The following is a 24,982-nucleotide window of genomic DNA, read 5'->3' as shown; positions in this document are numbered from 1 at the left end:
CGCGGTCGCCCGCCTCCCGTGGTCTCAGGCGGTGACGATGGCGAAGTCCGGCCTGGGCTGCTCCAGCAGGGAGAACAGGCGTCCCAGAACGGTCAGGTCGCCGTCGTGGTCGAGCCCGTCGCCGTCGCCGTCACCGGAGAGCAGGGTGAGCAGGCGTTGCCGGGTGAGCCGCAGCGTCAGGCCGGCGCCGTCGCCCGAGGGTGACCGCTGGTGGATGAGGGCGCCGTTGGACATCGTGGTCCGGTGGCGTTCGTCCAGGTCGGTGAGGTGCCAGTCGATGGCGAAGCGCTCGTTCCAGGCGTCGGGGCCGTTGACCCGGATGGCCAGGGAGTCGAAGATCTGCTCGCTGGACAGCGCGGCGAGCATGTCCGGCGAGGTGGTGTCGGTGGCGCCCGGCGCGGGGCCGTCCTTCAGCTCGGCCGCGCCGGTGAGGTAGAAGTTGCGCCAGGTCGCGTTCTCGGCGCCCTGGCCGAGGCGGGTGTAGACCTGGGCCAGCAGCCTGCGGGCCGAGGCGTCGTTCCCGTCGGCGTACACGGCGTGGTTGAGCAGGGTCGCGGCGAAGCGCAGGTCGCCCTCCTCGACGTAGCGGCCGGCCAGGGCCACCACGGCCGAGGTGCCGCCGAAGGACTCGACGTAGCGGCGGGCCAGCTCGACGGGCGGGTGCTCCCACAGGTGCGCGGGGTTGCCGTCGAACCAGCCCAGATAGCGCTGGTAGACGGCCTTGACGTTGTGGCTGACCGAGCCGTAGTAGCCGTGGGTGTGCCAGACCTGCTCCAGCGCGGGCGGCACCTGCACGACCTCGGCGATCTCGGGGCCGGTCAGGCCCTGGTTGAGCAGGCGGAGGGTCTGGTCGTGCAGGTAGGCGTACAGGTCGCGCTGCTGGGACAGGAAGGTGACGATGTCGTCCTTGCCCCAGGTGGGCCAGTGGTGGGAGGCGAAGGCGACGTCGGCCCGGTCGGCGAAGAGCTCGACGGCCTCGGTCAGGTAGCGGGCCCACATCCGGGCGTCGCGGACCACCGCGCCGCGCAGGGTGAGCACGTTGTGCAGGTTGTGGGTGGCGTTCTCGGCCAGGCACAGGGCACGGTGGTCGGGGAACAGGAAGTTCATCTCGGCGGGGGCCTCGGTGCCCGGCGTGAGCTGGAAGACGAAGCGCACGCCGTCGATCGTCTCCTCCTGGCCGGTGCGGGTGACGTCGACGGTCGGCGGGATCAGGGAGACGGTGCCCTGCGAGGTGCCCATGCCCAGCCCGCAGCCGAGCTGGCCCTCCGGGGACCGGGGGAGGAGCTGGCCGTACATGTACAGGGCGCGGCGGTTCATGGCGTTGCCGGCGTAGACGTTCTCGGCGACGGCGTGCTCCATGAAGCCGGTGGGGGCCACGATCGGCACGTTCCCGTCGGTGACGCCGCGCACGCCGCCGAAGTGGTCGACGTGGCTGTGGGTGTAGACGACCCCGGTGACCGGGCGGTCGCCGCGATGGTCGCGGTAGAGCCCGAGCGCGGCGGCGGCGCATTCGGCGGAGACCAGCGGGTCGATGACGACGACGCCGGTGTCGCCCTCCACGAGGGTCATGTTGGACAGGTCCAGGCCGCGCACCTGGTAGATGCCGTCCGTCACCTCGTACAGGCCCTGCCGGGCGCACAGTTGAGCCTGCCGCCACAGGCTCGGATGAGCGGTCGGCGGGCAGTCGCCGGCCAGGAAGTCGTAGACGTCGTTGTCCCAGACGACCTCGCCCCCGGACGTCCTGACCACGCCGGGGGTCAGCCTGGCGACGAAGCCGCGATCGGCGTGCTCGAAGTCCGTCCGGTCCTGGAAGGGAAGGTCTGCCATGTGACCGTCCTGCCCTCGGCCGTCTTCGACGAGGGCAAGGAGAACCCCAAGAAAGAGCATTCCCGGCGATGAGAGCGCCGGGCCGAGGAACGTTCATCACATGTGTGCTTCTCCGGCCGGCGTGCTGGCATGGGTGCGGAGCGCGGCCGCGGCGGCCGTGATCACCGGCGTCTACTTCGTCGTGCCGCTGCCGACCGAGCAACTCCAGGACGGCTCGCCCGAGCTGCGCGCCCTGGGCTGTCTGGCCGGGGTGATCGTGCTGGCCTGGCTCCTGGGGCGGCAGGTGGGGCGCGCGCTGCGGCCAGGACGGTCCCTGGCGGAACAGCTGGCGATGTTGCTGACCGTCGTCACCGTCGTGGTGGTCTTCTTCGCGACGCTGTACTTCCTGATGGCCGCGCAGTTCCACGGCCTGCGCACGCGGGTGGACGCGCTCTACTTCTCGGTGATCACCCTGGGCACGGTCGGCTACGGCGACGTCGTCCCTCTCGGGCAGGGGGCGAAGGCCCTGGTCATCGTGCAGGTGATCTTCGATCTGATCGTCGTGACGTCGGCGCTCGCGCTCATCGTGGGCGTGTGGCGCTCGAACGAGTCGTCATGAGGGCTCTCCCTCCAGGCAGGGGGCCGGGGACGCCGTGGTGGCACGGGGATGCGCGGCCAGGTAGTCCTGGAGCTCCCGGTGGCGGAACTGGTAGGCGATTCCGGAGATCCGCAGCAGCCCGGCGTCGTAGCACCGGTGCAGGAACCGTCCCAGCCGCCACGGCAGCCGGCCCCGCGTGGCCAGCAGGAGCCCCAGGTAGCGGCGCGCCAGCAGCGGCGACCAGGACGCCACCAGGGACATGCCGAACACCGTGCTCACGGCCACCGCGGCGGTGACCGTGACCCCGTCCAGCACCATCACGAACCAGATGCCCAGGATGAACCCGAATCCGGGGCCGAAGGTGAGCGCGGCCACGAGCGTCGAGACGACCTCGTTCCGGATGACCGCCCTGGGGTCGGCGCCGTCCCCGGAACCGGCGTACCGGCTCTCGCCGTCCCCGCCGCTCGCCATCCCGACCCCGAACAGCAGGCCGAAGACGACCGGCACCCACAGCGGCAGGGCGGCGTCGAACTCCATGACGACCGCCGCGCCCGCCACGCAGCCGCACAAGGCGGCCAGCACGCCGTCCACCACGCTCTTCCTGCGGCCGCGTCCGCCGCGGAACCGGCGCAGGACGCCCTCGTCCGCCGGGGACCACACCTCCCGCCAGGCCCTGACGGGCTCGATCAGCAGGCCCGCCGCCACCATGCCGGGCAGCGCGAGAAGGACGAGCGCGGTCACCGCCGCGCCAGAGATCCGGCCGTCCACGATCTCCACCTGCGAGAACACCACGACGGCGGCGACGGCGACGGCGGCGACCCCGGGAAGGCAGGTCGCCAGGACCACCAGCGCGCCGAGGAACCGCGCACGGTCGCCCGCCAGCGGCCACAACTGGTGCAGCACGAGGTCCGTGCCGGACAACACGCGCCCGTGGAACGGCGGCCGGCCCGTGTTCGCGCGCAGATGACCGGCCAGGACGGCCAGGTAGGCGTGCGTCCGCTCGATGCCGGGCCCCTTCCCCGCCGGGTCCGCCGCGGCCAGGCGGGCGGGGATGAACAGGCCGAGGAGATGCTCCCGTACGGACTGCTGGTCGGCGAAGCGCGTGAGGACCTCGGGGGAGCGCACGTAGCGACCGGTGACCGGGTCGCGTTGCTCGTAGACGCTCACCGCCAGGGTCAGCCGCCACGGCGTGTTCAGCGCCTCGGCCAGGACATGGCCGTCGCGGGTCAGCGCGTCCAGGACCGGCCGCCAGCGGTCGGGATCCTCCTGGTCGGTGACGGCCTGGATGAACCGCCACGCCTTGTCGCTGGTCACCTTGCCCACGTCGACCCGGACGACGCCCCGGGGGACGGCCCGGTCGGCGGCCAGGGCGTCGTACTGGTCGGTGCGGCAGGTCAGGACCATGCTGCAGCGGTCCAGCCCGTGTTCGTACTCCTCCAGCGCGCGCAGCGCCCGGGCGGCCCGCGAACCGTAGCCCGGCTCGTCGGTCTCGTCCATCTCGTCGAGCCCGTCCACGACGGGCAGGATCCGCTCCGCGTCCACGAGCGTGCGCGCGGTCACCGGCTTCAGGCCGTACGCGGCGGTCAGGTGCCGGGCGAGCATGTCCCGCACCGGCACGTCGGGATCCAGGCTCGCCGCGGAGATCCGCACCGGGACGCGGTCGCCGGGCCGCCGGTCGCCGAGCAGCCGGAGGATCAGCTCGATGGCGAGGACGGTCTTGCCCGAACCCGCCACCCCGGTGATCACCAGCCGCCCCGGTCCGCCCAGCTCGCGGAAGTAGGCGGCCACCTGCTTCAGGTTGCCGGCCGGCGGCGCGGAGACGGCGCCGCCGGTGGGGTGGAAGGAGAAGTCGACGTCGATGACGGCGTCGCTGCCCTTGCCGCCCAGCAGCTGGGCCCGCTGGGCCCGCTCCTCGGCCAGCACCCGCCCGGCCAGCAGCGCCCCGGCCGCCTGCACGTCGGTGTCGGCCAGCCGCTGCGCCTGCCACCAGGACATCGCGGCGATGCCGGTCCCGGCCAGCGCCAGCCCCGCGCCGACCGGGTCGACGTCGCCGGGATAGAGCGTCCACAGCCGCAGCGCGGCGGCCACCAGCATGACCATCCCGGCCGCCACGCCTGCCCGGAACCACCATGTCCTCGTCCGCCGGCTCACGGTCCAAGCATTTCAAAGCGGGCACCCGTCGTGTGCGGGGAACGCGACAAAGATCCTCTTCATCCCGTACCGGCTCGCGGCACGTGCAACCCCGCGGGCGGCACCTGCGAAACACAGGTATGTGGAACGCACACCAGGCCGGCAGGTGACGGGCGCGGCCCTGAGATCGGCGCTGCGGCCGGCACGCGCGCTCGGCGTGCTGTCGGTGCTGGCCATGATGGTCTGCCAGGTGGCGTCCGGGCTGGCCGCGCGGCCCGAACGGCTCACCGGAGTGATCGTCGTGCTGCTGGCGGCGTGCGCCCTGGCCTTCGCCGCGGACGCCTGGGGCGCGGCCAGGGCGGCGGCCGCCTTCGCCGGCGCGGCGCTGACCGGGTACGCGGCCGAGCTGGCGGGGCTGCTGACCGGGTTCCCGTTCGGCTCCTACAGCTACAGCGACGCGCTGTGGCCGCAGGTGGCCGGGGTCCCCGTGGTGGTCGTTCTGGCGTGGGGCGGCATGGGGCTGGCGGCCCACGCGGTGGCGGTCGCGGTCGTGCCGTCCGGCGGGGTGGCCCGGGTGTGCGCGGGCGCGGGCGCGCTGACGGCGTGGGACCTGTTCCTCGACCCCCAGATGGTCCGGCTCGGCCTGTGGACGTGGGCGCGGGAGGGCTTCTACCGCGGCGTTCCGCTGAGCAACTTCGCCGGCTGGCTGCTGGTGTCGGCGCTGGTCATGGTGGTCGTCGGGCGGATCGTCCGGGCCACCGCCCCGGCGCGTGGGCTGCTGGGGCTGTACACGGTCATGGCGGTGATGGAGACGGTGGGCTTCGCGGCGGTGTTCCAGCCACCCGACCTGCTGGTCGCCGCCGCCGGAGGGATCACGATGGGCGCGTTCGCCGCGCCGGCCTGGAGGCGTTCATGGCCGAGGTGACGGTGATCGGCGGGGGCATGGGCGGCATGGCGTGCGCGCTGCTGCTGGCCCGCCAGGGTCACGAGGTGCGGCTGTACGAGCGGTTGCCGCGGCTGGGCGGCAAGCTGGCCGAGCATCGCCGTGACGGTTTCATCTTCTCCCTCGGCCCGTCGCTGCTCACCATGCCGCGCGTGCTGCGCGAGCTGGGGCTGGACCGCGAGCTGGTCGAGCCCGCGCTGCTGTGCCGGTACCGCTTCGCCGACGGCACGGTCCTGGACGCCCACCGCGATCCGGCGCGGATGGCCGCCGAGGTGGAGCGGCTGGCGCCGGGCGAGGGGCGGGCCTGGACGGCCTTCCACCACTGGGCGCAGGGCTGCCTGCGGGCGGCGGAGCGGACCGTGTTCGCCGGGCCGCCGATCCGGCGGCAGGGCAGGCCGCGGCTGTCGGACCTGACCGCGGTGGCCCCCGCCCGCACCCTGGCCGGGCTGGCGCGGCGCCACTTCCGCGACCCCCGCCTCCACCAGTACGTCGGCCGCTACGCCACGTACGCCGGATCGAGCCCGTACCGGGCGCCGGCGGCGCTGGGCTGCGTCCCGGCGCTGGAGCACGGGCAGGGCGTCTGGTACGCGCCCGGCGGTCTGGCCCGGCTGGCCGACGACCTGGCGCTGCTGCTGAAGGCGGCCGGGGTGGAGATCTTCCTGTCCGAGCCCGTCGCCGCCGTCGAGGCCGACGCGTCCAGGGTCACCGGGGTACGGCTGGCGAGCGGGCGCCGGGTGCGGGCCGACGTCGTCGTGGCCGGTACCGACGCCGCCGCCCTGTACGGCCGCCTGTCGCCGGACCGGCGGCGGTTGCGCCGGATCGCCCGGCTCGGGACCTCGTCCTCGGCCTTCCTGCTGCTGGCCGGGGTGGAGGGCCGCACGCCGGGGCTGCCGCACCATTCGGTGCTGTTCTCGGCCGACTACGAGCGCGAGTTCGCCGACATCTTCGACCGGGGGCGTCCGCCCCTCGACCCGACGGTCTACGTCGGCTGCTCGGCGGTGGACGACGCCTCCCAGGCCCCGGCCGGGGCGGAGAACTGGACGATGCTGGTCAACGTGCCCGCCCGGGATCCGTCCCGGTGGGGGATCGGGGTCGAGGCGTACCGGGACCTGGTGCTGGAGCGGCTGGCCGGGCGCGGCTGCGACCTGGCCGGCCGGCTGCGCTTCGTCGACGTCCTCACCCCCGCGGACCTGCGGGATCGGTACGGCTCCTGGGGCGGCGCGATCTACGGCAGCGCCTACCGGGGCAGGCTGTCGTCCTTCGCCCGGCCGGGCAACCGGGGGCCGAGACGCGGGCTGTACCTGGTGGGCGGGTCGGCCCACCCCGGCGGGGGGCTGCCGATGGTGACGCTGGGCGCCCGCATCGTCGCCGGCCTGGTGTCCCAGGACCTCGCGGGGGGTTCGCGATGAGGGCGCTCACCGTCGCGCAGGGCGTGGCGGCGGCCGTCGTGGCGGCCCGGCTCGCGCGGGGGCGGCGGCGGCTGCCCGCGCTGCGGCCCCGTCCGGTCGCGGGCGAGCCGGTCTCCGTGGTGATCCCCGCCCGCGACGAGGAGGCCAGGATCGGCCCGTGCCTGCGCGCCGCGCTGGCCGCCCCCGGCGTGCGCGAGGTGATCGTCGTGGACGACGGCTCCCGGGACGGCACGGCGAAGCTGGCGGCCTCGCTGGGCGCCACCGTCGTCACCGCCGATCCGCTGCCGCCCGGCTGGGTCGGCAAGCAGTGGGCGCTGCGGCAGGGGGTGGCCGCCGCCCGCGCCGGCGTGGTGGTCACGCTGGACGCCGACGTCCGGCCCGCGCCCGGCCTGTTCGGGGCGCTGGCCGCGGCCCTGGACCGCTACGACCTGGTCAGCGCCGGCCCCCGCTTCGTCTGCGACGGCGCGCTGGAGCAGGCCCTGCACGCCTCGATGCTGGCGACGCTGGTCTACCGCTTCGGCCCCGTCGGCCCGCCGACCCCGCCGCCGCCGCACCGGGCGATCGCCAACGGCCAGTGCATGGCCTTCCGGCGGTCCCGGATGACCGCGGCGGACGGCTTCGCGCTCGTGCACGACCGGATGACCGACGACGTGGCGCTGGCCCGCCGCCTGGCCGCCCTGGGCTGGTCGGTGGGCTTCCTGGACGCCGGCGGCCTGCTGGAGGTCGACATGCACGACTCGGCGGGCGAGCTGTGGCGGGAGTGGGGCCGTTCGCTGCCGCTGGGCGACGTGACCGGCCCCGGCTGGCAGGCGGCCGACCTGGCGGTCATCTGGCTGACGGCGGCGCTGCCCGTGCTGCGGCTGGCCGCGGGCCGGCCGACCGGCCTGGATCTGGCGCTGCTGGGGCTGCGGGTGTCCCTGACGGCCGCGTTGCGGGGCAGCTACCGGCGGCCGGGGGCGGGGCTGCTGCTGTCGCCGCTGCTGGACCCGGCGGCCGCGTTCCGCCTGACGCAGGCCACCGTACGGCCGGTGCGTAGCTGGCGCGGACGCACCTACGGCGACAACGGCGGCGGCGTAAGCCGTGGGGTCAGCGGTGGGGCGAGCGGCGGCGGCCGGCCAGCGCGGCCTGCCCGAAGCGCAGCCCGATGAGGCACATGAGCCCGCCGGTGGCCGCCACCAGCTCGGCCGGCATGAACAGCAGCTGCAGCAGCGGCACCCCGAACACCGCCAGGCGCGCGCCCGCCGCGAACGACCGCGTCGCCAGCGCCGCCAGCGTCAGCGCCGCCACGGCCAGCCCGAACGCCGGCGGGCAGATGACCGCGACCCCGCCGGCGAAGGTGAGCACGCACCGGCCGCCCCGGAAGCCGGCGAACAGCGGCCAGGCGTGCCCCGCCATGGCCGCCGCCACCGCCAGGTACACCGGCGCCACGCTCGCCCCCGACACCACGCCGAAGGCGGCGGTGTGGCCGCCGCCGACCAGCAGCCCCGCCAGGGCGGCCAGAGCGCCCTTCAGCGTGTCGCCGGCGAACACCGGCACGCCCGCCCACCGCCCGAGCTGCTCCTTGACGTTCCAGTACCCCGGGTTGCGGTCACCGACGTCGCGCGGATCGACGCCGTGCGCCCGCGCCGCCAGGACCGCGACCGGCACCGACCCCAGCAGGTAGCCGATGACGACCGAGACGAGCACCTCAACCATCGCGTCGTTCCACCTCGTCCGGTACGGCGGCAGGGGGGCGATGAAGCACATGGCCTTCGACCGGCCGCTGCTGCGCCGTCCCGGCGGCCCGCGTTTCTGGCGGCTGCTCGGCACCGGCAGGGGACGCTCGATGTCGCTGGGCGCCGACCTGCGGCGCTGGGCGCTGTTCGCCGTCTGGCGGCGGGAGAGCGACCTGGAGGAGTTCCTGCGCGACTCGCCGATCGCCGCTCGCTGGCGGAAGGAGTCGGCGGAGCACTGGCAGACCCGGCTGGCCCCGCTCGCCTCGCGCGGCGCGTGGGGCGGCCGTGACCCGTTCGGCGGCGTGACGGCCTGCGACGACGGCGGGCCCGGCCCGGTGGCGGTGCTCACCAGGGCGTCCATCCGGCCCGGCCGGCTGGTCGCCTTCTACCGGTCGGTCCCGCCGGTCGAGGAGCTGCTGCGGCGGCAGGACGGCTGCCTGGCCTCGGTCGGCATGGGGGAGTGGCCGCTCGCCCGGCAGGCCACCTTCTCGCTGTGGCGCGACCGGCGGGCCGTACGGGACTTCGCCTACCGGGGTCAGGCCCACCGGCGGGTCGTCGAGCAGGTACGGGCCCGTGACTGGTACGCCGAAGAGCTGTTCGCCCGCTTCGTCCCCTATGCCAGCGAGGGCCGCTGGGACGGGCGGGACCCGCTGAGCTGACCCCCTCATCCCGCCGCCGTGACCTCGGTCGTCGCGATCCCGGCCGCCGGATCCCGCTCCGCCAGCGTGCGGGCCACCACGCAGGCGCGGGCGATCGTGGCCGCCCGCGAGGAGCCGTGCGCGACCACGACGGTGCCGCGCAGGCCGAGCAGGACGGCGCCGCCGTGCGTCTGCGGGTCGTAGCGGCGGGCCACCTCGGCGAGCCGGTCGGGGGCGGCGATGCCGGCCTCGGCGACCATGGTCAGCGCCGTGCGCACGCAGCCTTCGACGTTCTTGAGCACGACGTTGCCGGTGAAGCCGTCGGTGACGATCACGTCCACCGTGCCGGCCAGGACGTCGTGCCCCTCGACGGGCCCGTGGAAGCGCACCGGCAGCTCGCTCAGCAGCTCTTCGGCCTGCCGGGCCAGCCGGTTGCCCTTGCCCGGCTCCGCCGCGATCGACAGCAGCCCCACCACCGGGTCGGCCACGCCGAGCACGGCCCGTGCGTACTCCACGCCGAGCAGCGCGAACTGGGCCAGCATGGCGGGGCTCGGATCGGTGATCGCGCCGGCGTCCACCAGCACGCTCGCCCCGCCCGGCAGCGACGGGAGCGCCACGGCCAGCGCGGGCCGCAGCACGCCGGCCGCCCGGCCGATGCCGCGCACCGCGCACGCGACCACCGCGCCGGTGGACCCGGCCGACACCAGTGCCCCGGCCTCGCCCCGTCCGAGCAGGTCGCAGCCGATCGCCAGGCTTGAGGCGGCCATCGCGGTCGCGCCCGCCCCCCGCTCGGTCATGGGCACGGCGTCCGCGGCGTGGGCCACCGCGATCTCGCCCGCGGCGCCGTGCCGCCGCAGCTCCTCGTCCAGCCGCGGCGCCGGGCCCGCCAGGACGACGGGCACGCCGTGCTCGCGGCAGGCCAGCACCGCCCCCGCGACCACCTCGGCGGGCCCGTGGTCGCCGCCCATCGCGTCCAGGACCACGGGGGCCGCGCCGGTCACGGCAGCTCCACGCGGACGCGCCGCTCGGCCCGGCCCGACCCGGCGGAGGCCAGCAGGTGCCGGGCGAAGACGGCGGCCTTGCGCCGGCGCGGCACGCGCACCCGCCCGGCCAGGACGTCGAAGCCGCGGCGCTCGATCTCGGTGAGGATGCCGCCGTACAGCTCGAAGGCGGCGCGCACGCACGGCCGCGAGGAGGCGACGAGCAGGCCGATGCCCTCGTCGGCGGCCCGGTAGTGCTCGCGGGCCCGCCCGGCCTCGAAGGCCAGCAGGTCGCGCACCGCCCGCCGGGTCCGCCGCTCGCCCAGCATGCCGGGCACGACGCCGAACTTGTCCAGGTCCTCCATCGGCAGGTAGACCCGGCCGCGGGCGAAGTCCTCGGCGACGTCGCGCAGGAAGTTGGTGAGCTGGAAGGCCAGGCCGAGCTGGCGGGCCGGCTCGCGGGCCCGCTCCTCGTGGCCGGACGCCGGCTCCAGCACCGGCAGCATCATCGTGCCGATCGCGGCGGCCGATCCCGACATGTACCCCAGCAGGTCGTCGTAGGTCGCGTACCGCCGCACGGACAGGTCGGCGCGCATCGAGGCGAGGAAGGCGCGGACGTCGCCGTGGTCGATGCCGAAGGAGTGCACGGTGTGCAGGAACGCGGGCAACATCGGATCGCCGGTCGCCGCCCCGGCCAGCCCCGCCTCGACCTTGGCGGCCAGCTCGTCGAGCGCGCGGGCGCGGTCGCCGGTCATGGTGAAGGAGTCGACGATCTCGTCGGCGTAGCGGGCGAAGCCGTACAGGGCGTGCACGTGCCGGCGTTTCCACTGGGGCAGCAGGCGGGTGGCCAGGTAGTAGGAGCGGCCGTAGCGGGCGTGGAGTTGTCGGCAGCGTTCGTAGCTGGCGGTGAGCGTCAACGGGCCTCCTTCATGATGCGTTCGGCGGCGAGCCGGCCGGAGATCAGCACCGGAGGGATCCCGACGCCGGGGGCGGTGTACATGCCGGCGAAGTGCAGTCCCGGCACCCGCCGGGCGACGGCCGAGGGCCGCAGCCACGCCGTCTGGGTGAAGCGGTGGTCCAGCGCGAACGGGGTGCCCGCGCTGTGCCCGCGCGCCGCCCAGGCGGGCGGGTCGAGGACCAGCCGGGGCGCGCCGGACAGGTCGCCGTGGCCGAGCGCGGCCAGGCGGCCGAGCAGCCGCGTCTCCAGCTCCGGCCGCAACCGGCCCCAGTCTGCGGTCCGCAGGTTGGGTGCGGGTTCCAGGACGCTGAGCGTGGCCCGGCCGGGCGGCGCCGCCTCGCCGTCCGGCTCGGGATGGGTGATCAGCAGGCTGGGATCGGGTTGCGGACGGCCCGCCGCCAGCGCCGTGAAGGTCTCCCGCCAGGCTCGTCCGAAATGCAGGGTGTGGTGGGCCTGGCCGTCCAGGGGACGGTCCAGGCCCACGTGCAGCACCAGGCAGGAGGGGGAGTGGTGGGGGCGGCGCAACCGCCAGTCGGACGCCGGGCCGGGCAGCAGCCGCCGGGCGGCCAGGCGGTCGCAGGCCACGACCACCTGCCGCGCCGCGAGCCGCTCGCCGCCCGCCAGCAGCACCCCGGTGACGCCGTCGGAGTCCGTCTCGACCTTGTCGGCGCGGGCGCCGTAGCGGATGTCGGCGCCCAGCTTCGCCAGCAGGGCCGCCATGGCCGAGGGGATGGCGTGCATGCCGCCGCGCCGCGGGAAGTACACGCCGCCGACGGTGTCCATGTGCGCGATGACGGCGTAGATGCCGAGCGCGCGCTGCGGCGCGAGCCCCACGTACAGGGACTGGAAGGTGTGGGCCTTGATCAGCCGGGGGTCGCGCAGGTGGCGGGCGGCCAGGCGGTCCAGCCGCCGGAAGCCGCCCAGCCGGGCCAGCCGGAGCAGCGCGGCCGGCCGGGCCAGGGCGCGCAGCCGGCTCACGTCCGCGTCGATGAACGTCGGCCACTCCACCCGGAACAGCTCGTCGAGCAGCGCGCGGTAGCGGTCGTAGCGCGCCGCCTCGGCGGGCCCGCACACCGTCCGCACCTGCTCGGCCATCGCCTCGCGCTCGGGCAGGACGTCCAGCCGCGAGCCGTCGTCGAAGACCATCCGGTAGGACGGGTCCAGGCGGCGCAACGGCAGCCAGTGCCGCAGCTCCTGCCCGGCCGCGCCGAAGACCTCGGCGAGCACGCCCGGCATGGTCAGCACCGAGGGGCCGGTGTCGAAGCGGAACGGCCCGAGACGGGCGGTGCCGCAGCAGCCCCCGGGCTCGTGGAGGGCCTCGACCACGGTGACCTCACGGCCGGCGGCCGCCAGGTGGACGGCCGCGGCCAGCCCGCCCAGCCCGGCCCCGACGACGACCACCGGGCTCATCGGGCGGCCTCCGGCCGGTCGGCCGGCCCACGCACGTGCCCGGCCTGCGAGGTCACCGTGTCCATGCACGCAGCTCCTTCTGTCGCTATGAACAGCTTTCGTGCCAGGAGCGCGCCCGGTTGCACGGCACCGGACAACGGGATCAAGCCGGACGCGCCCCGCCATGCGCCCAAGGACCCCCTCAACCGCGAAAAGATAGTCGGACACGTCGAGCGGCAGCGGGAACACCATGGACGAGGACACACCGGTCAGCGAGGGGGACGCGGGGTTCGGCATCGGAGCCGTCTCCCGGCGCCTCGGCATCCCCGCGCCGACGTTGCGCACCTGGAACCTGCGCTACGGCCTGGGCCCCAGCCGCCGCAGCCCCGGGGGCCACCGCCGCTACGGCGCCGCCGACGTGCGGCGGCTGGCCGAGATGAAACGCCTGATCGCCACCGGCCTGGTGCCGGCCGAGGCCGCCAGGCTCGCCCTCTCGCTGCCCGACACCCCTGCCGCGCAGCCCCCCGGCATGCGGACGACACCCCTCGCCTCCGGCCGGCGGACGGCGCAGCCTCCCGGCGGGCGGCCCGCGCCGCGGAAGGTCGTCGCCGCGCTGGCCCGCGCCGCCGTCATGCTCGACGGCCGCGCCGTCGCCGCCCTGGTCGAGGAGACGCTGGCCGCGCAGGGCGTGGTGTGGACATGGGAGCACCTCTTCCTGCCCGCGCTCGACGCCGTCTGCCGGGGCCAGGACGCGACCGGGTCCGGCATCGACGCCGAGCACCTGCTGTCCGGCCACCTTCAGGCGGCGCTGCACCGGCTCGCCGGTGACGTGCCGCCGCGGGCGGACCGGCCGGTGCTCCTGGCGTGCGCCGAGGAGGAGCAGCACAGCCTTCCGGTGCACGCCCTGGCCGCCGCGCTCGCCGAACGCGGCGTGCAGACCCGCGTGCTCGGCGCCCGCACCCCCTACACGGCACTGGCGCACGCGATGCGCCGGCTCGGCCCCGCGGCCGTGTTCGTCTGGTCGCAGCGGGCGGAGACCGGCGACACCGCCCCTCTCGCGGCCCTGCCCCAAGTGCGTCCCGCCTGCCGGGTCGTCATCGGCGGGCGCGGCTGGCAGGGCCGGACCCCGGCGGGTGTCGTCCGGGTGGCGACGCTGCCCGACGCCGTCGCATGCGTCATGTCGACCCTGATTTGAGCCGCCCTTTCCCCCGATGAGCTTGTGACCGCCTGCCGTGCCTCGGTATGAATAAGTTTTGAATAGGTTTTTGCGGTGAGGGGCAGGCGCATGGACACCAGTGACGAGGAAGCGCTCGGCGAGTGCTACCGCACGCACGCTCCCTCCGTGCGCTCCTACCTGCGTCGGTTCGTGCCCGCCCAGGAGGTGGAGGACCTGCTGCAGGTCGTCTTCGCCGACGTCTGGCGTTCGCGCCGGCGGTACGACCCCGGGCGCAGCCAGGCCGCGTGGGTCTTCGCCATCGCCCACCGCCGCGCCGTCGACCATCTGCGGGTGCGGCGGTTGCTGACCGTGCCGCTGCAGGAGGCGGGCGATCTGCCGGGACGCGCCCGGCCGGCGCCCGACGCGCTCGGCGACCGCGACCAGATCGACCGGGCGCTCGCCGAGCTGTCGGACGCCCAGCGGCAGGCCATCGAGCTGGCCTACTTCGCCGACCTGACCCAGCGGGAGATCGCCGACCACCTGCGCGTGCCCATCGGCACCGTCAAGGCCCGCATCTCGCGCGGGCTGCACCGGCTCTCGGCCCTCCTGGAACAGCACGAGCCGCCGATGTATACGCCGTAAACGCCCATAGTTTACTCTGTATACATGCGAGCACTGGTGAAGAGGCGGCTGTGGATCGCAGGTCTGGCGACCGTCGTCGTCATGGGGGCGACGGGGGCCGGGGCCTGGTTCGGCAGCGAGCAGTCGATCGGCGTCGTCCGCTACGGCACGGGCAACACCGAGGTCCTGGCCGTGCGGGGCGACCTGGTGACGCTCACGCGGACACCGGAGACCGGCAAGCCGGGCACGTACTGGCTGGAGTGGACCGGCTCGTACGCCATGCTCGGGGACGTCGTCCCCGGCGCGGGGGACCGGGTGACGCGCAAGGTGCTGCGCGGTCACGTCCCCTCGGCCGGCACGCCCGGCTGGTTCGGCAACGTGCCGCCCGGCGATCCGGAGGTGGCCTGGGGGATCGGCTACACCGAGATCATGGTGCCCACCGAGCTGGGGCCCGCGCCGGCCTGGTACGTGCCCGGCGAGGGCGACACCTGGGTCGTCGCCGTCCACGGCCAGAACGGGCGGCGCAAGGCGGAGCTGAAGGTCCTGCCCGTCGTGCACGGGCTGCGGCTGCCCTTCCTGGACATCAGCTACCGCAACGACCAGGGCGCGCCCGCCTCACCCGACGGGCTGCTGCACCTGGGCGACTCGGAGTGGCGCGACCTGGAGGCCGCCCTGCGCCACGCGCGGACCATGGGGGCACGGCGGTTCGTCCTGTACGGCACCTCGATGGGCGGCCAGGTCGTCGGGCAGTTCCTGGACCGGTCGCCGCTGGCGGCCCTGGTCGACCGGGTCGTCATGGACGCCCCCATGATCGACGTCGGCATGACCGCCGAACAGGGCGTCAGGACCCACCACCTGCCCGCCTTCATGGCCGGGCTGTCGAACCAGGTCGTCCGGTGGCGTACCGGGGTCGATCCGGACCGGCTCAGCCTGATCCGGCGTCCGCCGCGGGTCCGGCCGCCGCTCCTGCTGATCCACACCGTTCCCGACACCGAGCACCCGATCCAGGAGGCTTACGGTCTCGTGGCCGCGGGCAGGCGGCTGGGGTGGGAGATCCGGTTCGAGCCGTTCGAGCGGGGCGGGCACACGGAGGCGTGGAACGTCGACCGCGCCCGCTACGACCGCCTCGTCCGTGACTTCCTCTCCCCGGGCGCCTCCCCGACCTGAGCCCCCGGGCGGGACGCCGGTTCGACCTGGGCGTCGTCGCCGTCCCGCTGGTCACCTTCCTCCTCGCCCGCGCCCGGACCCGGCGCGCGGTGCGGCCGGATGACCGGGCGCGATCATCTGCCCGGCGTCAGCGTGATCTTGCCGCGGACGAGACCGCGCTCGGCCTCGCGGTGCACGTCGGCCAGCGACTCCAGCGGGCGGACGGCCGCCTCGACGTCCACCACGCCCTTGTCGATCAGCGCCACGAGCTCGGCGAGCTGCCCCGGGTCGTTGCGGGCCACGAACCGGACGGCGCGCGGGTGGTCGATCGGCAGGGTGATCGAGACGAACTCCTCGGCCAGCTCCGTCACCGCGGCGGGCACGTCGGCCACCAGGTTGATCAGCACGTCGTTGCCGCCCGGCAAGGGGCCGGCGGTGTAGTCCACGACCTCGTCCGCGCCCAGCGCCCGTACGGCGGCGGCGCTGCGTGGCCCGGCGGTGGCCACCACGTACGCGCCCGCGTGCTTGGCCAGCTGCACGGCGAACAGCCCGACGCCGCCGCCCGCGCCGTTGATCAGCACCCGGCTGCCAGGGCCGATGCGGGCGTGCTCGAAGACCGCCTGCCAGGCGGTGAGCCCGGCCACCGGCACGGCGGCCGCGGCCGTCAGCGGGATCCGCCGCGGCGCCCTGGCCAGCATGCTCGCCTTCGCGACCGCGTACCCGGCCGCCGCGCCGTCGATGAGCCCGATCACCCGGTCGCCGGGGACGAGGTCGCCCGCCCCGGTGAGCACGGTGCCCGCGACGTCCCAGCCGAGCGTGTGCGGCAGGGTGCCGCCGAACACCTCCCGCAGCATGCCCGCGCGCAGAGCCACCTCCGAGGGGTTGAACGACGTGGCGGCCACCTCGATGAGCACCTCGCCAGGTCCGGGCCGCGGCACCGGCGCCTCCTCCACCCTGATCACCGAGGCGTCGCCGTACTCGTGCACGCGGGCGGCCCGCATGGTGCCGAGGAAGTCCGCGGCGTGCTCGCTCGCCCACGTCCCGAAGTCGCTCGCGGGCACTCCGGTGACCTCCTCCACGGTCGGGGTGGACGGGCCCGGCTCGGTGAGCGCACTCAGCATGCCGTCCACGGCAGAGGCGGGCCACCCCAGGCCGAGCAGCCGCCGCCTGGCCTCCTCGGGAGGCTCCTCCGCCCACCGCACCGGCCGGCCGATCGCCTCGCCGATCAACCGCGCCTGCTCCCGCTGGGTCAGCGGCCGCGGTCCGGTCAGCGTGTGGACCGCGCCGTGGTGCCCTCCGTCGAGCAGCGCGCGCACCGTGACGGCCGCGACGTCCCGCTCGTGGACGGGGGAGAAGACCGCCTCCCCGTACGGCTGCCGCACGACGCCCGTCCGGACCTGCCCGGCCCACCGCAGGGCGTTGGCCGCGAACGCGTGCGGGCGCAGCACCGTCCATTCCCGGGCGGTCCCGGCGATCAGGCGCTCGATCTCGACCTCGTGCGGACGCGCGGCGGCCGAGGACAGGTAGACCACCCGCCGGGCGCCGATCAGCTCCAGCACCTCGCGGGCCCCCTCCGCCGAGGCGAACGGCCACAGCAGGAACACCGCGTCCACCCCGTCGAGAGCGGGCGCCAGCGCGGCCGGGTCGGTCAGCTCCCTCGTCACCGTGCGGACGTCGGCGCCCGCCTCCTTCAACTGCTTCACCAGCGGACGGCCGATCGTGCCGGTCGCCCCGCTGACCAGGACTCTTGTCATGCCGTCAACCCTAGGAGCCATCAATGAGGCGTCCAATGAGTCTGCGTGCTGGATTAATACGCGATCGTCTTCCACACTAGACTCCCGCCATGGACGTACTGAGCGACGTGGTCGCCTCCATGCGCATCGGCGTGCCGCGCTCGGCGCGGGTCGAGTGGCCGGCGCCCTGGGGGCAGCGCTTCCCGTCGGTGCCCGGGTCGGCGGGTTTCCAGGTCGTGCTGCGCGGCTCGTGCTGGGCGATCCCGCCGGAGGGCGAGCCGTTCCCGGTCGGCACGGGCGACGTGCTGTTCTTCCCCCACGGCCACGGCTACGGGCTGGCCGACTCGCCCGACCGAGCCCTCCCGGAGCCCGACTGCGACCCCTACGCCCCGGCCGAGCTGTTCGCCTCGGCCTCGATGGAGGGCGCCGGGCCCGTCACCGTGACGCTCTGCGGCGGCTACCGGCTCGACGCCGGCCGGGCGCATCCGCTGCTCGGCGGGCTGCCCGAGATGATCCACCTGCCCACCGGGCTGGGCCGCAACACCGACCTGCGCGCCGCCGTCGAGCTGCTCGGCAAGGAGATCGACGACCCGCGGCCGGGCGCCGACTTGGTGGTCCCGGCGCTGCTGGACATGCTGCTGCTGTACATCCTGCGTGCCTGGTTCGACGCCTCGGCCGACCACTGCGAGGGGGGCAACTGGGCCGCCGCGCTGGCCGACCCGGCCGTCGGCGCCGCGCTCGACGGCATCCACCGCGATCCCGCCCACCCCTGGACGGTCGAGTCGCTCGGCCACCGCGCCCGGCTGTCGCGCGCGGCCTTCTCCCGCCGCTTCACCCAGTTCGTCGGCCGGCCGCCGCTGAGCTACCTGACCTGGTGGCGGCTGAGCACGGCCGCGCGCATGCTGCGCGACTCCGACGCCGCGCTGAGCACGGTCGCCGCCGCGGTCGGCTACGGCTCGGAGTTCGCCTTCGCCAACGCCTTCAAACGCGAGTACGGCATGCCCCCCGGCAAGTACCGCCGCGTCGGCTGCCCGGCCCCCGGGAGCGGGTGAGCCCGTCCGTACCGGGGTCAGCCGTTGGCCGCCAGCAGGCGGGCGCCGAGGGCGGTCAGGTGGTGGTGGACGGCCTGGCCGTTGCGGCGGGTGGCGATCAGCCCGGCGTTGCGCAGCACGGTGACGTGCTCGGAGGCGGTGGAGGCGCTGACCCTGAGCCGCCCGGCCAGTTCGTCCGTACGGCAGCCGTGTCCACCGACGGCCCGCATCACCCGCGCCCGCGCCCGCCCGACCAGCGCGGCGAGCGTGTCGAAGGCCGGGGACGGCAGCACCTGGCGGTCGCCGTCGGGGATCGGGACCGTGAGCACCGAGCTGCGCCGGTCCCGGGTGGTGGCGATGCCCAGGTAGCGGGGCGAGGCGCCGGAGATCGGATGGAGCAGCAGGCCGCGTCCGCCCAGATCGACCGTGATCGGCGGGCCGCCCGCGACGACCATGCCGCCGCCGTCCCAGGACAGCCGCGGGCTCAGGGTGCTGAGCGCGGAGCCGAGCCCGATCCGCGCCACCGTCTCCTGGTAGGCGGCCAGGCGGGTTTCGAGCCTCCGGCGCATGCCGGGCCATTCCGGAGCGAGGAAACGGTGGAAGAGCACGTACATGCTGTCGGCCAGGGCCCGGCGGAACCGCGCCGGGTCCATGTCGAGGTCGGGCCGTCCCGGCACCCCGCTGAAGCGCCACAGGTCGCCGCCGAACTCGCGCTCCTCGGGTGGGGTGTCCAGGGCGGCGAGCGCGTCGAGCTCGTCGGAGAGCGCGGCGGTCTCGATCGGCGGGGCCACCTCGGAGGTGACCAGCCCCTCGTGCAGGGTGACGCGGGAGGCGCCGCGGTTGAGTATGTCGAGCAGCGGCAGCGTCCGGCGCGGCACGGTCCTGGCGATGTCCCGCCAGATCGAGCCCTTCTCGGTCAAGTCGGGATGGTGGACGCTGAAGGCCGCGAAGATCGCGTGGGTCAGGGGCGAGACCACGAACCGGGTGGCCGCGAGGTCGCCCACCTGGAAGTTGAGACGCATGCGCCAATCGTCGCCTGATGATCGATTTCAAGCAATCGTCCGGTTGACGGGGGAGCTCTTCGGTGCCCGGCCGAAGAGATTGTGCGCACCCCGGCGCGCCCCGACCATGGCAGCGAACGGCCCGCGCCCGCCGCTGAGGAGAACAACATGCGAAGACACCCCCGGACGTCCGGCACGACAGGCCGGCGGGCCCGCCGCGGCCTGTGCGCCGCCGCCGCTGCCCTCCTGGTCGCGGCCACCTCGACGACCCCGGCCCACGCCGCCGACAACGGGGCCCACAACGAGGACTGGGTCTACCGTTCGGACTCCCTGTGCGTCCTGGTCTACGCCGAGATGCTGGACCTCTCCCACGTCAACGCCGGCTCCTACCAGACGTCCGCGGCGAACGTCTTCGGGCCGAACGACGGCATCCCGTGCGGCCGTGGACGGGCCGTGCCCGCCGGCCATCTCGCGATACGTCAAGTCGTGCTCGTCTACAACCTGAACACCCAGGTCTGGGGCGCCTGCCTGGGCCTGGACTCCGACTGGCGTTACACCCCCAACACCACCTCGCACGCCGACTGGTACATGTGGAGCGGCGAGGGGTCCAACCCCGCCCCCTGCGGCACCGCCTGGTACGCGACGCTGGCCTTCGGATACGTCTGGGACGGCGGCTGGAACGGCGGCTCCCTGCCGTCGGGCAACGTGTGGCTCACCGCCAAGTACGGCCTCCAGGCGAAGACGCCACCGGCGCAGCCGTCGCGCCCGTCCTGGATCACCGGCACGGGCGCGGTCGACCCGAGCAGGCTCCCGGACCACCTGCCGCTCATCGGCGCCGACGGCGAACCCAAGCGCACGAGCTCGGGCGACGCCGCCACCGTCGACACCGCCACCTTGTTCGGACCGCCGTCCCAGCCGCCGCCCGGCTAGACCTGCTCCTCCGGGTCGCCGTCCGCCGCCGGGGCGATCTGCAGCGGTGCCGTGGCCCCGCCGGTGAGCTCGCGCCCCTGGCCCAGGACATGGTCGAGCTGCCTGGCCAGCAGCGGGACGGTCGCCGGCGGCAGGTACGCGTCCGCGCCGGCGTCGAGCAGCCGCCGGACCGGGCCGTGGTACCGGACCCCGAGCTCCGGGTCCTCGATCTCGGTGACGACCACGCGGGCCTTCGGGAACATCGACCGCAGTCCGGCGATCAGCTGCGGGCTGCCGGCGGGCACCAGCAGCACGTCGGCCGTCGCCGGGGCGGCGTGCATGTCGAGCACCACGTAGTCGGCCCCGAGCCGGTCGGACAGCGCGACCCGGGCGGCGTTCGACAGCTCCATCGCGGTGGCCACGACCGTCACGTCGTCATGGCCGACCGGCGGCGGATCGTCGGGCTCGTCCGGCGCCCCGCGGTCGACGACGGCGCCCTGGACCACGTCGACGGTGCTGGAGATCGTCGCGATCGACGCGCCGTCACGCGTGAGGACCAGGCTCTCGCCGGGTTCGAGGGCGTCGACGAGCGCGACGACGTCCTCGGGCAGGCGGGCCACGTCGATCCGCGGCGCCGGACGAGCGGCGCGTCCGCGCCTCACCATGCCCGCGCCCCCGAGGCGCCGCCCGAGCGGACCAACATCCGGACCCCCTTCCGATGCCGTGATCTTGTTGGACGCCCCCGCCCGGCCGATGGTTCGGAGCCGCGCCCAAGTTCCCGGACCTACCGGCCGAAGGCGCCGCCCTCGACGAGGATGAGCAGGCCCAGGCCGATCAGGACCACGGGCAGCAGGACGTGCCCCCACCGGCTCAGGGCGCGGGCGACCAGGGGACGGGTGGCGAAGAACCGTCCGGCCGCGCACCACACGCCGACCAGCACGAGGAACACGACGACGTACCCGCCGGTGCCGGCCGGTCCCGCGGTGGCGAAGACCGGCACGTACACGCCGATGTTGTCGCCGCCGTTGGCGAAGGTGACCGCGGCGACCTCCAGCGTCCTCGGGCCGCCGGGCGGCTCGCCGTCCGGTTCGCCGTCGTCACCGTCGCGGTGGTTCCGCCACGCCTGCCAGGCGGCCTTGACGCCCAGGGCGAGGGGGAGCAGCCCCAGGTACGGGATCAGCGACCCGGGCAGGAAGGTCGCCCCGAAGCCGGCCGCCACGGCCACCGCCACGAGGGCGAGGAAGCCCAGGTACTGGCCCGCCACGATCCGCACGGCGACGCCCCGCCGGCCCGCGCCCTGGGCGAAGAACAGCGCCAGGATCAGGATGTCGTCGATGTTGGTGACGGCGAACAGCCCCGCGGCCTGCCCGACGATGCCCAGGTTCACCAGAGGGTCCTTCTGTCCGGAGGATGCCCGGATGACCCTATCGGGACGTAGGCGGGCCCGGGAGCCGCCGACGTGGCGTCCCGCACCGGACGGGTCCGGCCGGGTTCGGCCGAGCTGGGCCGGCGCACGCCGGGCCGGGCGTTCACCCGCGGGCGGCGGCGGACGGCCCGTGCCAGGGCGAGCAGATCCACCGCGTCGGCGGCGGCGTCATCAGGTACGAGCAGTTCGGGGCGCGGTCCGTCTGCCCGGCCGGCACCTACCAGCACTGGCACCAGGTCCACATCCGCTGCGGGATCGAGCCGGAGCGCCCCGGGCCCATGGTGGGAGGCACGTCCGTCTCGGAGGAGTGGTGCCCCAAGAACACCCTTCTCCACGACTACTGGGTCACCCAGGGGCCTCAGGAAGGCTGACCGGGAACCGGCGGGTCAGCCCACCCGGCGGCCGCCTGCTGCCCGAGCCCAGGCCGGGGCCCATGTCCCGGCCTGGCGCTCGGCCGCCGTGGCGGCGAGGTGGGCGCGAAGGGTGGCCAGCGCCGGGTGCGGGTTGTCGCGGTGCCACAGGAGCGAGTGCGGGTAGACGGGCGTGGGGCCGGTCACCGGGATGCGGCGCAGCCCGTGACCGGCGGGCCAGACGAGCCGGGTCCGGTCACCCATGAACGTGGCCAGGGCCGGGGTGTCGGCGATGGTGTCGAGGAGCACGTCGGAGCCGAAGTTGGGGCCGGTCGCCTCGATGGTGAGGCCGAACTCGGCGACCAGGTCGTCGTAGAAGGCGGTCCACTCCGTGCCGGGGGTGAGGCCGGGCATCCAGATCCGGTGTCCGGCGAGCTGGGCGAGGGTCACCGAGCGGGCGCCGGCCAGCGCGTGGGCGGGGCCGGTGAGGAGCTGGAGGGCCTCGTCGACCACCCAGGCGGACTCGACGTCCTCGGGAAGGGGCCGGCCGGGCACGGCGACGGCGCGGAAGGAGGCGTCGATCGTGCCGGACCGGATGGCGGCGATGGCCGCGTCGATGTCGAACAACATCACCACGTCGAGGTCGATGCCGGGGTACGCGTGATGGAAGCCGCGCATCAGGCCCGACCCCACGCCACGCGAGGCCAGCACGTCGACGCGCAGCGGACGGCTGCCCGCCCGCACGGACGCGACCGCCCGCTCGGCGACCCGCAGCAGCTCGCGGGCGTGCGGCAGGAACGCCTGCCCGTCGATGGTGAGCTTCGTGCCGCGCGGGGTGCGGGTGAACAGCCGCACCCCGAGGTCGCGTTCCAGGGCGGCGATGCGCTTGGAGACGGCCTGCTGGGTGACCGCCAGGTCGGCGGCGGCCTCCTGGAACTGCCCCGCCTCGGCGGCGGCGACGAAGGTCCGGACGATGTCGAGGTCCATGCGCACACCTTACGGACACAACCACCGGTTGTGCGGATCGGGCCACCCGGTTGTTTGATCTCCTACTGGCTTGCCCGATTGGATGCTCCCGATCGCGTATCGGTTGTACTGGCGAATGACGAGGAGCGTCGGACATGAGGAACGGGCACCGGCTGGGCCGCCGGTTCGGCTGGTTGTGGGCGGCGTACGGCACCAGCGCGCTCGGCACGTGGCTCGCCTTCGGCGCCTTCCCGCTGATCGCCGTCCAGGTGCTGCACGCCGGGCCGGCGGAGGTCGCGGCGTTGTCGGCCGTGGGCGCGGCGGTGGGCGCGGCCGTGGCGGTGCCGCTCGGCCCGTGGGTGGAGTTCCGCCGCAAGCGGCCCGTGCTGATCGGGGCGGACCTGGTGCGGTTCGCGGCGCTGCTGACGATCCCCGCCGCGTTCGCGTTCGGCGCGCTCACCTTCGTCCAGCTCCTGCTGGTCTCGGTCGTGGTGGCGGCGGCCGACATCACCTTCCGCGCCGCCTCCGGGGCGTACCTCAAGACGCTGCTGCCGAGCGAGCACCTGCTCGTCGCGAACGCCCGCCTGGAGTCCACGACCTGGACGACCACGATCGTCGGACCGCCGCTGGGCGGCGCCGCCATCGCGCTCCTCGGCCCGGTCGCGACGGTGGTGGCCGACGCGGTCAGCTACCTGCTGTCGGCCCTGGGCGTCCGCGCGGCGGGCGGCGGCGAGCCGCGCCCCGAACGGCGGGAGCCCGCGCGCATGCGCGCCGGCGACCTGCTCGACGGCTGGCGGTACATCCTCGCCGACGCCGCGCTGCGCCCGCTGTTCCTCAACACCGCCCTGTTCAACGGGCTGCTGATGGCCGCCGACGCGCTGCTGGCCGTCCTGATGCTCGGCCGGCTGGGGTTCACCTCGTGGCAGTACGGTCTCGCCTTCGCCGTGCCCGCGGTCGGCGGGCTGCTCGGGGCGCGGCTGGCCCGTCCGCTGGTCACCCGGTTCGGCCAGCACCGCGTCCTGGTCGTGACCGGGACGCTGCGCGCGGTGTGGCCCGTCGGGCTGGCCTTCGTGGGGCCGGGCACCGGCGGGCTGCTGCTGGTGATGGGCGTCGAACTCGGGCTCATCTTCTGCTGCGGCGTCTTCAACCCCGTCTCGGCCACCTACCGCCTCGAACGCACCGCGAACGACCGGATCACCCGCACGTTGTCGGCCTGGTCGGTGACGACCAAGGCGTCGACCGCGCTGCTGACGGCCGCGTGGGGGGTGCTGGGCGCCCTGCTCGGCCCCCGTACGGCCATCGGCCTGGCCGGCGTGCTGTTGCTGGCGACCCCGCTGCTGCTGCCCCGGCGCGCCGCGGCGGCCCTTCCCGAGCCGGTGCCGGCGTCCCACGCCTGAATCCCCTCAACACCAAGGAGACAACGATGACCGTCACGTCCCCCGAGCTCGATCCCCGGACGGCCGCGCTGCTCGTCCTGGACCTCCAGCAGGGCGTGCTCGCCTCGCTGCCCGGCCTGGAGGAGCAGGAGGCGCTGCTGTCCCGGGTGGCCGACGCCGCCGCCGGCATGCGCGCGCACGGCGCCCTCGTCGTCCACGTGCGGCTCGGCTTCACCGAGGCCGACTGGGCGGCGATCCCGGCCGCAAACCCGACGTTCTCGTTCATCGGCCGCGGACGCCTGCTGCACCACGAGGACCCCGGCACCGACTTCCACCGGCGGGTCGCCCCCGAACCCGGGGACCTCGTCGTCCGTAAGACCCGGGTCGGCGCGCTGTCCACGACGGACCTCGACCGCCGGTTGCGGGAGCGCGGGATCACCACCCTGGTCGTCGCCGGGCTCACCACCAGCGGCGCCGTCCTGTCCACCGTCGCCGACGCCGCCGACCGCGACTACCGGCTGCACGTGCTGTCGGACGGGGTCGCCGACCCGGACCGGCACGTCCACCGGACGCTGATGAGCGGCGTGTTCCCGAGAACGGCCCACGTCATCGACACCGCCGGGCTGCGTTCGCTCCTGCGCGAGAGCCGATGACCGCCAACCGTTCGATTTCACTTTCGTATCGCGGGCGGGCCGAATTAC

The 24,982-nt window shown here is 74.8% G+C and carries 23 protein-coding genes; 12 read left to right on the top strand and 11 right to left on the bottom strand.

Annotated features, from left to right (window positions below; translation table 11 throughout):
- Positions 1 to 24: 24 nt before the first annotated feature.
- The gene (locus tag ABZ459_RS19675) at positions 25 to 1,827 is read right to left on the bottom strand and encodes an alkyl sulfatase dimerization domain-containing protein (protein WP_357971824.1); all 1,803 of its coding nucleotides are present in this window, start codon (positions 1,825 to 1,827) and stop codon (positions 25 to 27) included.
- Between the two features lie 100 nt (positions 1,828 to 1,927).
- Between ABZ459_RS19675 and ABZ459_RS19670 the strand changes: the two genes are divergently transcribed.
- On the top strand, positions 1,928 to 2,425 hold the full coding sequence (locus ABZ459_RS19670) for a potassium channel family protein (protein WP_357971822.1): 498 nt from the start codon (positions 1,928 to 1,930) through the stop codon (positions 2,423 to 2,425).
- Here ABZ459_RS19670 and ABZ459_RS19665 read toward each other — a convergent pair.
- Positions 2,420 to 4,555 (bottom strand): NACHT domain-containing protein, encoded by a 2,136-nt coding sequence (locus tag ABZ459_RS19665; protein WP_357971820.1) that lies wholly within the window; start codon positions 4,553 to 4,555, stop codon positions 2,420 to 2,422. The genes ABZ459_RS19670 and ABZ459_RS19665 overlap by 6 nt on opposite strands.
- A gap of 121 nt (positions 4,556 to 4,676) precedes the next feature.
- Between ABZ459_RS19665 and ABZ459_RS19660 the strand changes: the two genes are divergently transcribed.
- From ABZ459_RS19660 to ABZ459_RS19650, 3 genes are read left to right on the top strand one after another with little or no spacing between them, the layout of a single operon-like run.
- Positions 4,677 to 5,459, top strand: a complete 783-nt coding sequence (locus tag ABZ459_RS19660) for a carotenoid biosynthesis protein (protein ID WP_357971818.1) — start codon at positions 4,677 to 4,679, stop codon at positions 5,457 to 5,459.
- Positions 5,447 to 6,886: a phytoene desaturase family protein gene (crtI, locus tag ABZ459_RS19655; protein ID WP_357971816.1), complete on the top strand. Its 1,440-nt coding sequence runs from the start codon at positions 5,447 to 5,449 to the stop codon at positions 6,884 to 6,886. The genes ABZ459_RS19660 and crtI (ABZ459_RS19655) overlap by 13 nt, the downstream gene beginning before the upstream one ends.
- The gene (locus ABZ459_RS19650) at positions 6,883 to 8,034 is read left to right on the top strand and encodes a glycosyltransferase family 2 protein (RefSeq protein ID WP_357971814.1); all 1,152 of its coding nucleotides are present in this window, start codon (positions 6,883 to 6,885) and stop codon (positions 8,032 to 8,034) included. The genes crtI (ABZ459_RS19655) and ABZ459_RS19650 overlap by 4 nt, the downstream gene beginning before the upstream one ends.
- Here the strand turns inward: ABZ459_RS19650 and ABZ459_RS19645 are convergent.
- Positions 7,973 to 8,581, bottom strand: a complete 609-nt coding sequence (locus ABZ459_RS19645) for a glycerol-3-phosphate acyltransferase (RefSeq protein WP_357971812.1) — start codon at positions 8,579 to 8,581, stop codon at positions 7,973 to 7,975. The two genes, ABZ459_RS19650 and ABZ459_RS19645, sit on opposite strands and share 62 nt — an antisense overlap.
- On the opposite strand from ABZ459_RS19645, the gene ABZ459_RS19640 reads away from it, so the two are divergent.
- Positions 8,553 to 9,260, top strand: a complete 708-nt coding sequence (locus ABZ459_RS19640) for a spheroidene monooxygenase (RefSeq protein WP_357971810.1) — start codon at positions 8,553 to 8,555, stop codon at positions 9,258 to 9,260. The genes ABZ459_RS19645 and ABZ459_RS19640 overlap by 29 nt on opposite strands.
- Positions 9,261 to 9,265: 5 nt before the next feature.
- Here ABZ459_RS19640 and plsX read toward each other — a convergent pair whose 3' ends face one another.
- From plsX to crtI (ABZ459_RS19625), 3 genes are read right to left on the bottom strand one after another with little or no spacing between them, the layout of a single operon-like run.
- Positions 9,266 to 10,240, bottom strand: a complete 975-nt coding sequence (gene plsX / locus ABZ459_RS19635; protein WP_357971808.1) for a phosphate acyltransferase PlsX — start codon at positions 10,238 to 10,240, stop codon at positions 9,266 to 9,268.
- On the bottom strand, positions 10,237 to 11,136 hold the full coding sequence (locus tag ABZ459_RS19630) for a phytoene/squalene synthase family protein (protein WP_357971806.1): 900 nt from the start codon (positions 11,134 to 11,136) through the stop codon (positions 10,237 to 10,239). The genes plsX and ABZ459_RS19630 overlap by 4 nt, the downstream gene beginning before the upstream one ends.
- Positions 11,133 to 12,587, bottom strand: coding sequence for a phytoene desaturase family protein (gene crtI / locus ABZ459_RS19625; protein ID WP_357971804.1), 1,455 nt, complete (start codon positions 12,585 to 12,587; stop codon positions 11,133 to 11,135). Before crtI (ABZ459_RS19625) ends, ABZ459_RS19630 begins: the two co-directional genes overlap by 4 nt.
- A gap of 229 nt (positions 12,588 to 12,816) precedes the next feature.
- Between crtI (ABZ459_RS19625) and ABZ459_RS19620 the strand changes: the two genes are divergently transcribed.
- The 3 genes from ABZ459_RS19620 to ABZ459_RS19610 all read left to right on the top strand — a co-directional run bounded on the left by ABZ459_RS19620 (position 12,817) and on the right by ABZ459_RS19610 (position 15,510).
- Entirely contained in the window at positions 12,817 to 13,761 is a 945-nt protein-coding gene (locus tag ABZ459_RS19620) for a MerR family transcriptional regulator (RefSeq protein ID WP_357971802.1), read from the top strand.
- 90 nt (positions 13,762 to 13,851) lie between these two features.
- A complete protein-coding gene (locus tag ABZ459_RS19615) occupies positions 13,852 to 14,364 on the top strand; it encodes an RNA polymerase sigma factor (RefSeq protein ID WP_357971800.1) in 513 nt (170 codons plus the stop codon).
- A 24-nt stretch (positions 14,365 to 14,388) separates the two neighbouring features.
- Complete coding sequence (locus ABZ459_RS19610) at positions 14,389 to 15,510, top strand: prolyl oligopeptidase family serine peptidase (protein WP_357971798.1); 1,122 nt, start codon at positions 14,389 to 14,391, stop codon at positions 15,508 to 15,510.
- Positions 15,511 to 15,623: 113 nt separating this feature from the next.
- Here the strand turns inward: ABZ459_RS19610 and ABZ459_RS19605 are convergent, their stop codons facing one another.
- Complete coding sequence (locus ABZ459_RS19605) at positions 15,624 to 17,243, bottom strand: zinc-binding dehydrogenase (protein WP_357971796.1); 1,620 nt, start codon at positions 17,241 to 17,243, stop codon at positions 15,624 to 15,626.
- An 89-nt stretch (positions 17,244 to 17,332) separates the two neighbouring features.
- On the opposite strand from ABZ459_RS19605, the gene ABZ459_RS19600 reads away from it, so the two are divergent.
- Positions 17,333 to 18,274, top strand: a complete 942-nt coding sequence (locus ABZ459_RS19600; protein WP_357971794.1) for an AraC family transcriptional regulator — start codon at positions 17,333 to 17,335, stop codon at positions 18,272 to 18,274.
- Positions 18,275 to 18,291: 17 nt separating this feature from the next.
- On the opposite strand, the gene ABZ459_RS19595 is transcribed toward ABZ459_RS19600, so the two are convergent.
- Complete coding sequence (locus tag ABZ459_RS19595; RefSeq protein WP_357971792.1) at positions 18,292 to 19,275, bottom strand: winged helix-turn-helix domain-containing protein; 984 nt, start codon at positions 19,273 to 19,275, stop codon at positions 18,292 to 18,294.
- A 147-nt stretch (positions 19,276 to 19,422) separates the two neighbouring features.
- Between ABZ459_RS19595 and ABZ459_RS19590 the strand changes: the two genes are divergently transcribed.
- The gene (locus ABZ459_RS19590; RefSeq protein ID WP_357971790.1) at positions 19,423 to 20,184 is read left to right on the top strand and encodes a hypothetical protein; all 762 of its coding nucleotides are present in this window, start codon (positions 19,423 to 19,425) and stop codon (positions 20,182 to 20,184) included.
- Here ABZ459_RS19590 and ABZ459_RS19585 read toward each other — a convergent pair.
- From ABZ459_RS19585 to ABZ459_RS19575, 3 genes are all read right to left on the bottom strand, one after another.
- Entirely contained in the window at positions 20,181 to 20,828 is a 648-nt protein-coding gene (locus ABZ459_RS19585; RefSeq protein ID WP_357971788.1) for a hypothetical protein, read from the bottom strand. The two genes, ABZ459_RS19590 and ABZ459_RS19585, sit on opposite strands and share 4 nt — an antisense overlap.
- A 119-nt stretch (positions 20,829 to 20,947) precedes the next feature.
- Positions 20,948 to 21,550, bottom strand: coding sequence for a cadmium resistance transporter (locus ABZ459_RS19580; protein WP_357971786.1), 603 nt, complete (start codon positions 21,548 to 21,550; stop codon positions 20,948 to 20,950).
- Between the two features lie 425 nt (positions 21,551 to 21,975).
- On the bottom strand, positions 21,976 to 22,926 hold the full coding sequence (locus tag ABZ459_RS19575; RefSeq protein ID WP_357971784.1) for a LysR family transcriptional regulator: 951 nt from the start codon (positions 22,924 to 22,926) through the stop codon (positions 21,976 to 21,978).
- A 134-nt stretch (positions 22,927 to 23,060) separates the two neighbouring features.
- Here ABZ459_RS19575 and ABZ459_RS19570 point away from each other — a divergent pair, with 134 nt between their 5' ends.
- Positions 23,061 to 24,302, top strand: coding sequence for an MFS transporter (locus tag ABZ459_RS19570; protein ID WP_357971782.1), 1,242 nt, complete (start codon positions 23,061 to 23,063; stop codon positions 24,300 to 24,302).
- Between the two features lie 26 nt (positions 24,303 to 24,328).
- Positions 24,329 to 24,934, top strand: a complete 606-nt coding sequence (locus tag ABZ459_RS19565) for a cysteine hydrolase (protein WP_357971780.1) — start codon at positions 24,329 to 24,331, stop codon at positions 24,932 to 24,934.
- The last annotated feature ends 48 nt before the right edge of the window (positions 24,935 to 24,982 follow it).

This window comes from Nonomuraea sp. NPDC005692 (assembly GCF_040631115.1).
Taxonomy (GTDB): Bacteria; Actinomycetota; Actinomycetes; order Streptosporangiales; family Streptosporangiaceae; genus Nonomuraea.
The sequence above is the reverse complement of the archived record's forward strand: the minus strand, read 5'-3'. Positions and strand labels throughout refer to the sequence as shown.

What these genes read in the sequence shown, in the direction of transcription:
- ABZ459_RS19565 (WP_357971780.1), top strand. Translation starts at nt 24,329, where the DNA reads ATGACCGTCACGTCCCCCGAGCTCGATCCCCGGACGGCCGCGCTGCTC.
- ABZ459_RS19645 (WP_357971812.1), bottom strand. Translation starts at nt 8,581, where the DNA reads ATGGTTGAGGTGCTCGTCTCGGTCGTCATCGGCTACCTGCTGGGGTCG.
- ABZ459_RS19590 (WP_357971790.1), top strand. Translation starts at nt 19,423, where the DNA reads ATGCGAAGACACCCCCGGACGTCCGGCACGACAGGCCGGCGGGCCCGC.
- crtI (WP_357971816.1), top strand. Translation starts at nt 5,447, where the DNA reads ATGGCCGAGGTGACGGTGATCGGCGGGGGCATGGGCGGCATGGCGTGC.
- ABZ459_RS19675 (WP_357971824.1), bottom strand. Translation starts at nt 1,827, where the DNA reads ATGGCAGACCTTCCCTTCCAGGACCGGACGGACTTCGAGCACGCCGAT.
- ABZ459_RS19575 (WP_357971784.1), bottom strand. Translation starts at nt 22,926, where the DNA reads ATGGACCTCGACATCGTCCGGACCTTCGTCGCCGCCGCCGAGGCGGGG.
- ABZ459_RS19600 (WP_357971794.1), top strand. Translation starts at nt 17,333, where the DNA reads ATGGACGTACTGAGCGACGTGGTCGCCTCCATGCGCATCGGCGTGCCG.
- ABZ459_RS19615 (WP_357971800.1), top strand. Translation starts at nt 13,852, where the DNA reads ATGGACACCAGTGACGAGGAAGCGCTCGGCGAGTGCTACCGCACGCAC.
- ABZ459_RS19605 (WP_357971796.1), bottom strand. Translation starts at nt 17,243, where the DNA reads ATGACAAGAGTCCTGGTCAGCGGGGCGACCGGCACGATCGGCCGTCCG.
- ABZ459_RS19585 (WP_357971788.1), bottom strand. Translation starts at nt 20,828, where the DNA reads ATGGTGAGGCGCGGACGCGCCGCTCGTCCGGCGCCGCGGATCGACGTG.
- ABZ459_RS19650 (WP_357971814.1), top strand. Translation starts at nt 6,883, where the DNA reads ATGAGGGCGCTCACCGTCGCGCAGGGCGTGGCGGCGGCCGTCGTGGCG.
- ABZ459_RS19640 (WP_357971810.1), top strand. Translation starts at nt 8,553, where the DNA reads ATGACGACCGAGACGAGCACCTCAACCATCGCGTCGTTCCACCTCGTC.
- ABZ459_RS19570 (WP_357971782.1), top strand. Translation starts at nt 23,061, where the DNA reads ATGAGGAACGGGCACCGGCTGGGCCGCCGGTTCGGCTGGTTGTGGGCG.
- ABZ459_RS19620 (WP_357971802.1), top strand. Translation starts at nt 12,817, where the DNA reads ATGGACGAGGACACACCGGTCAGCGAGGGGGACGCGGGGTTCGGCATC.
- crtI (WP_357971804.1), bottom strand. Translation starts at nt 12,587, where the DNA reads ATGAGCCCGGTGGTCGTCGTCGGGGCCGGGCTGGGCGGGCTGGCCGCG.
- ABZ459_RS19610 (WP_357971798.1), top strand. Translation starts at nt 14,389, where the DNA reads ATGCGAGCACTGGTGAAGAGGCGGCTGTGGATCGCAGGTCTGGCGACC.
- ABZ459_RS19595 (WP_357971792.1), bottom strand. Translation starts at nt 19,275, where the DNA reads ATGCGTCTCAACTTCCAGGTGGGCGACCTCGCGGCCACCCGGTTCGTG.
- ABZ459_RS19670 (WP_357971822.1), top strand. Translation starts at nt 1,928, where the DNA reads ATGTGTGCTTCTCCGGCCGGCGTGCTGGCATGGGTGCGGAGCGCGGCC.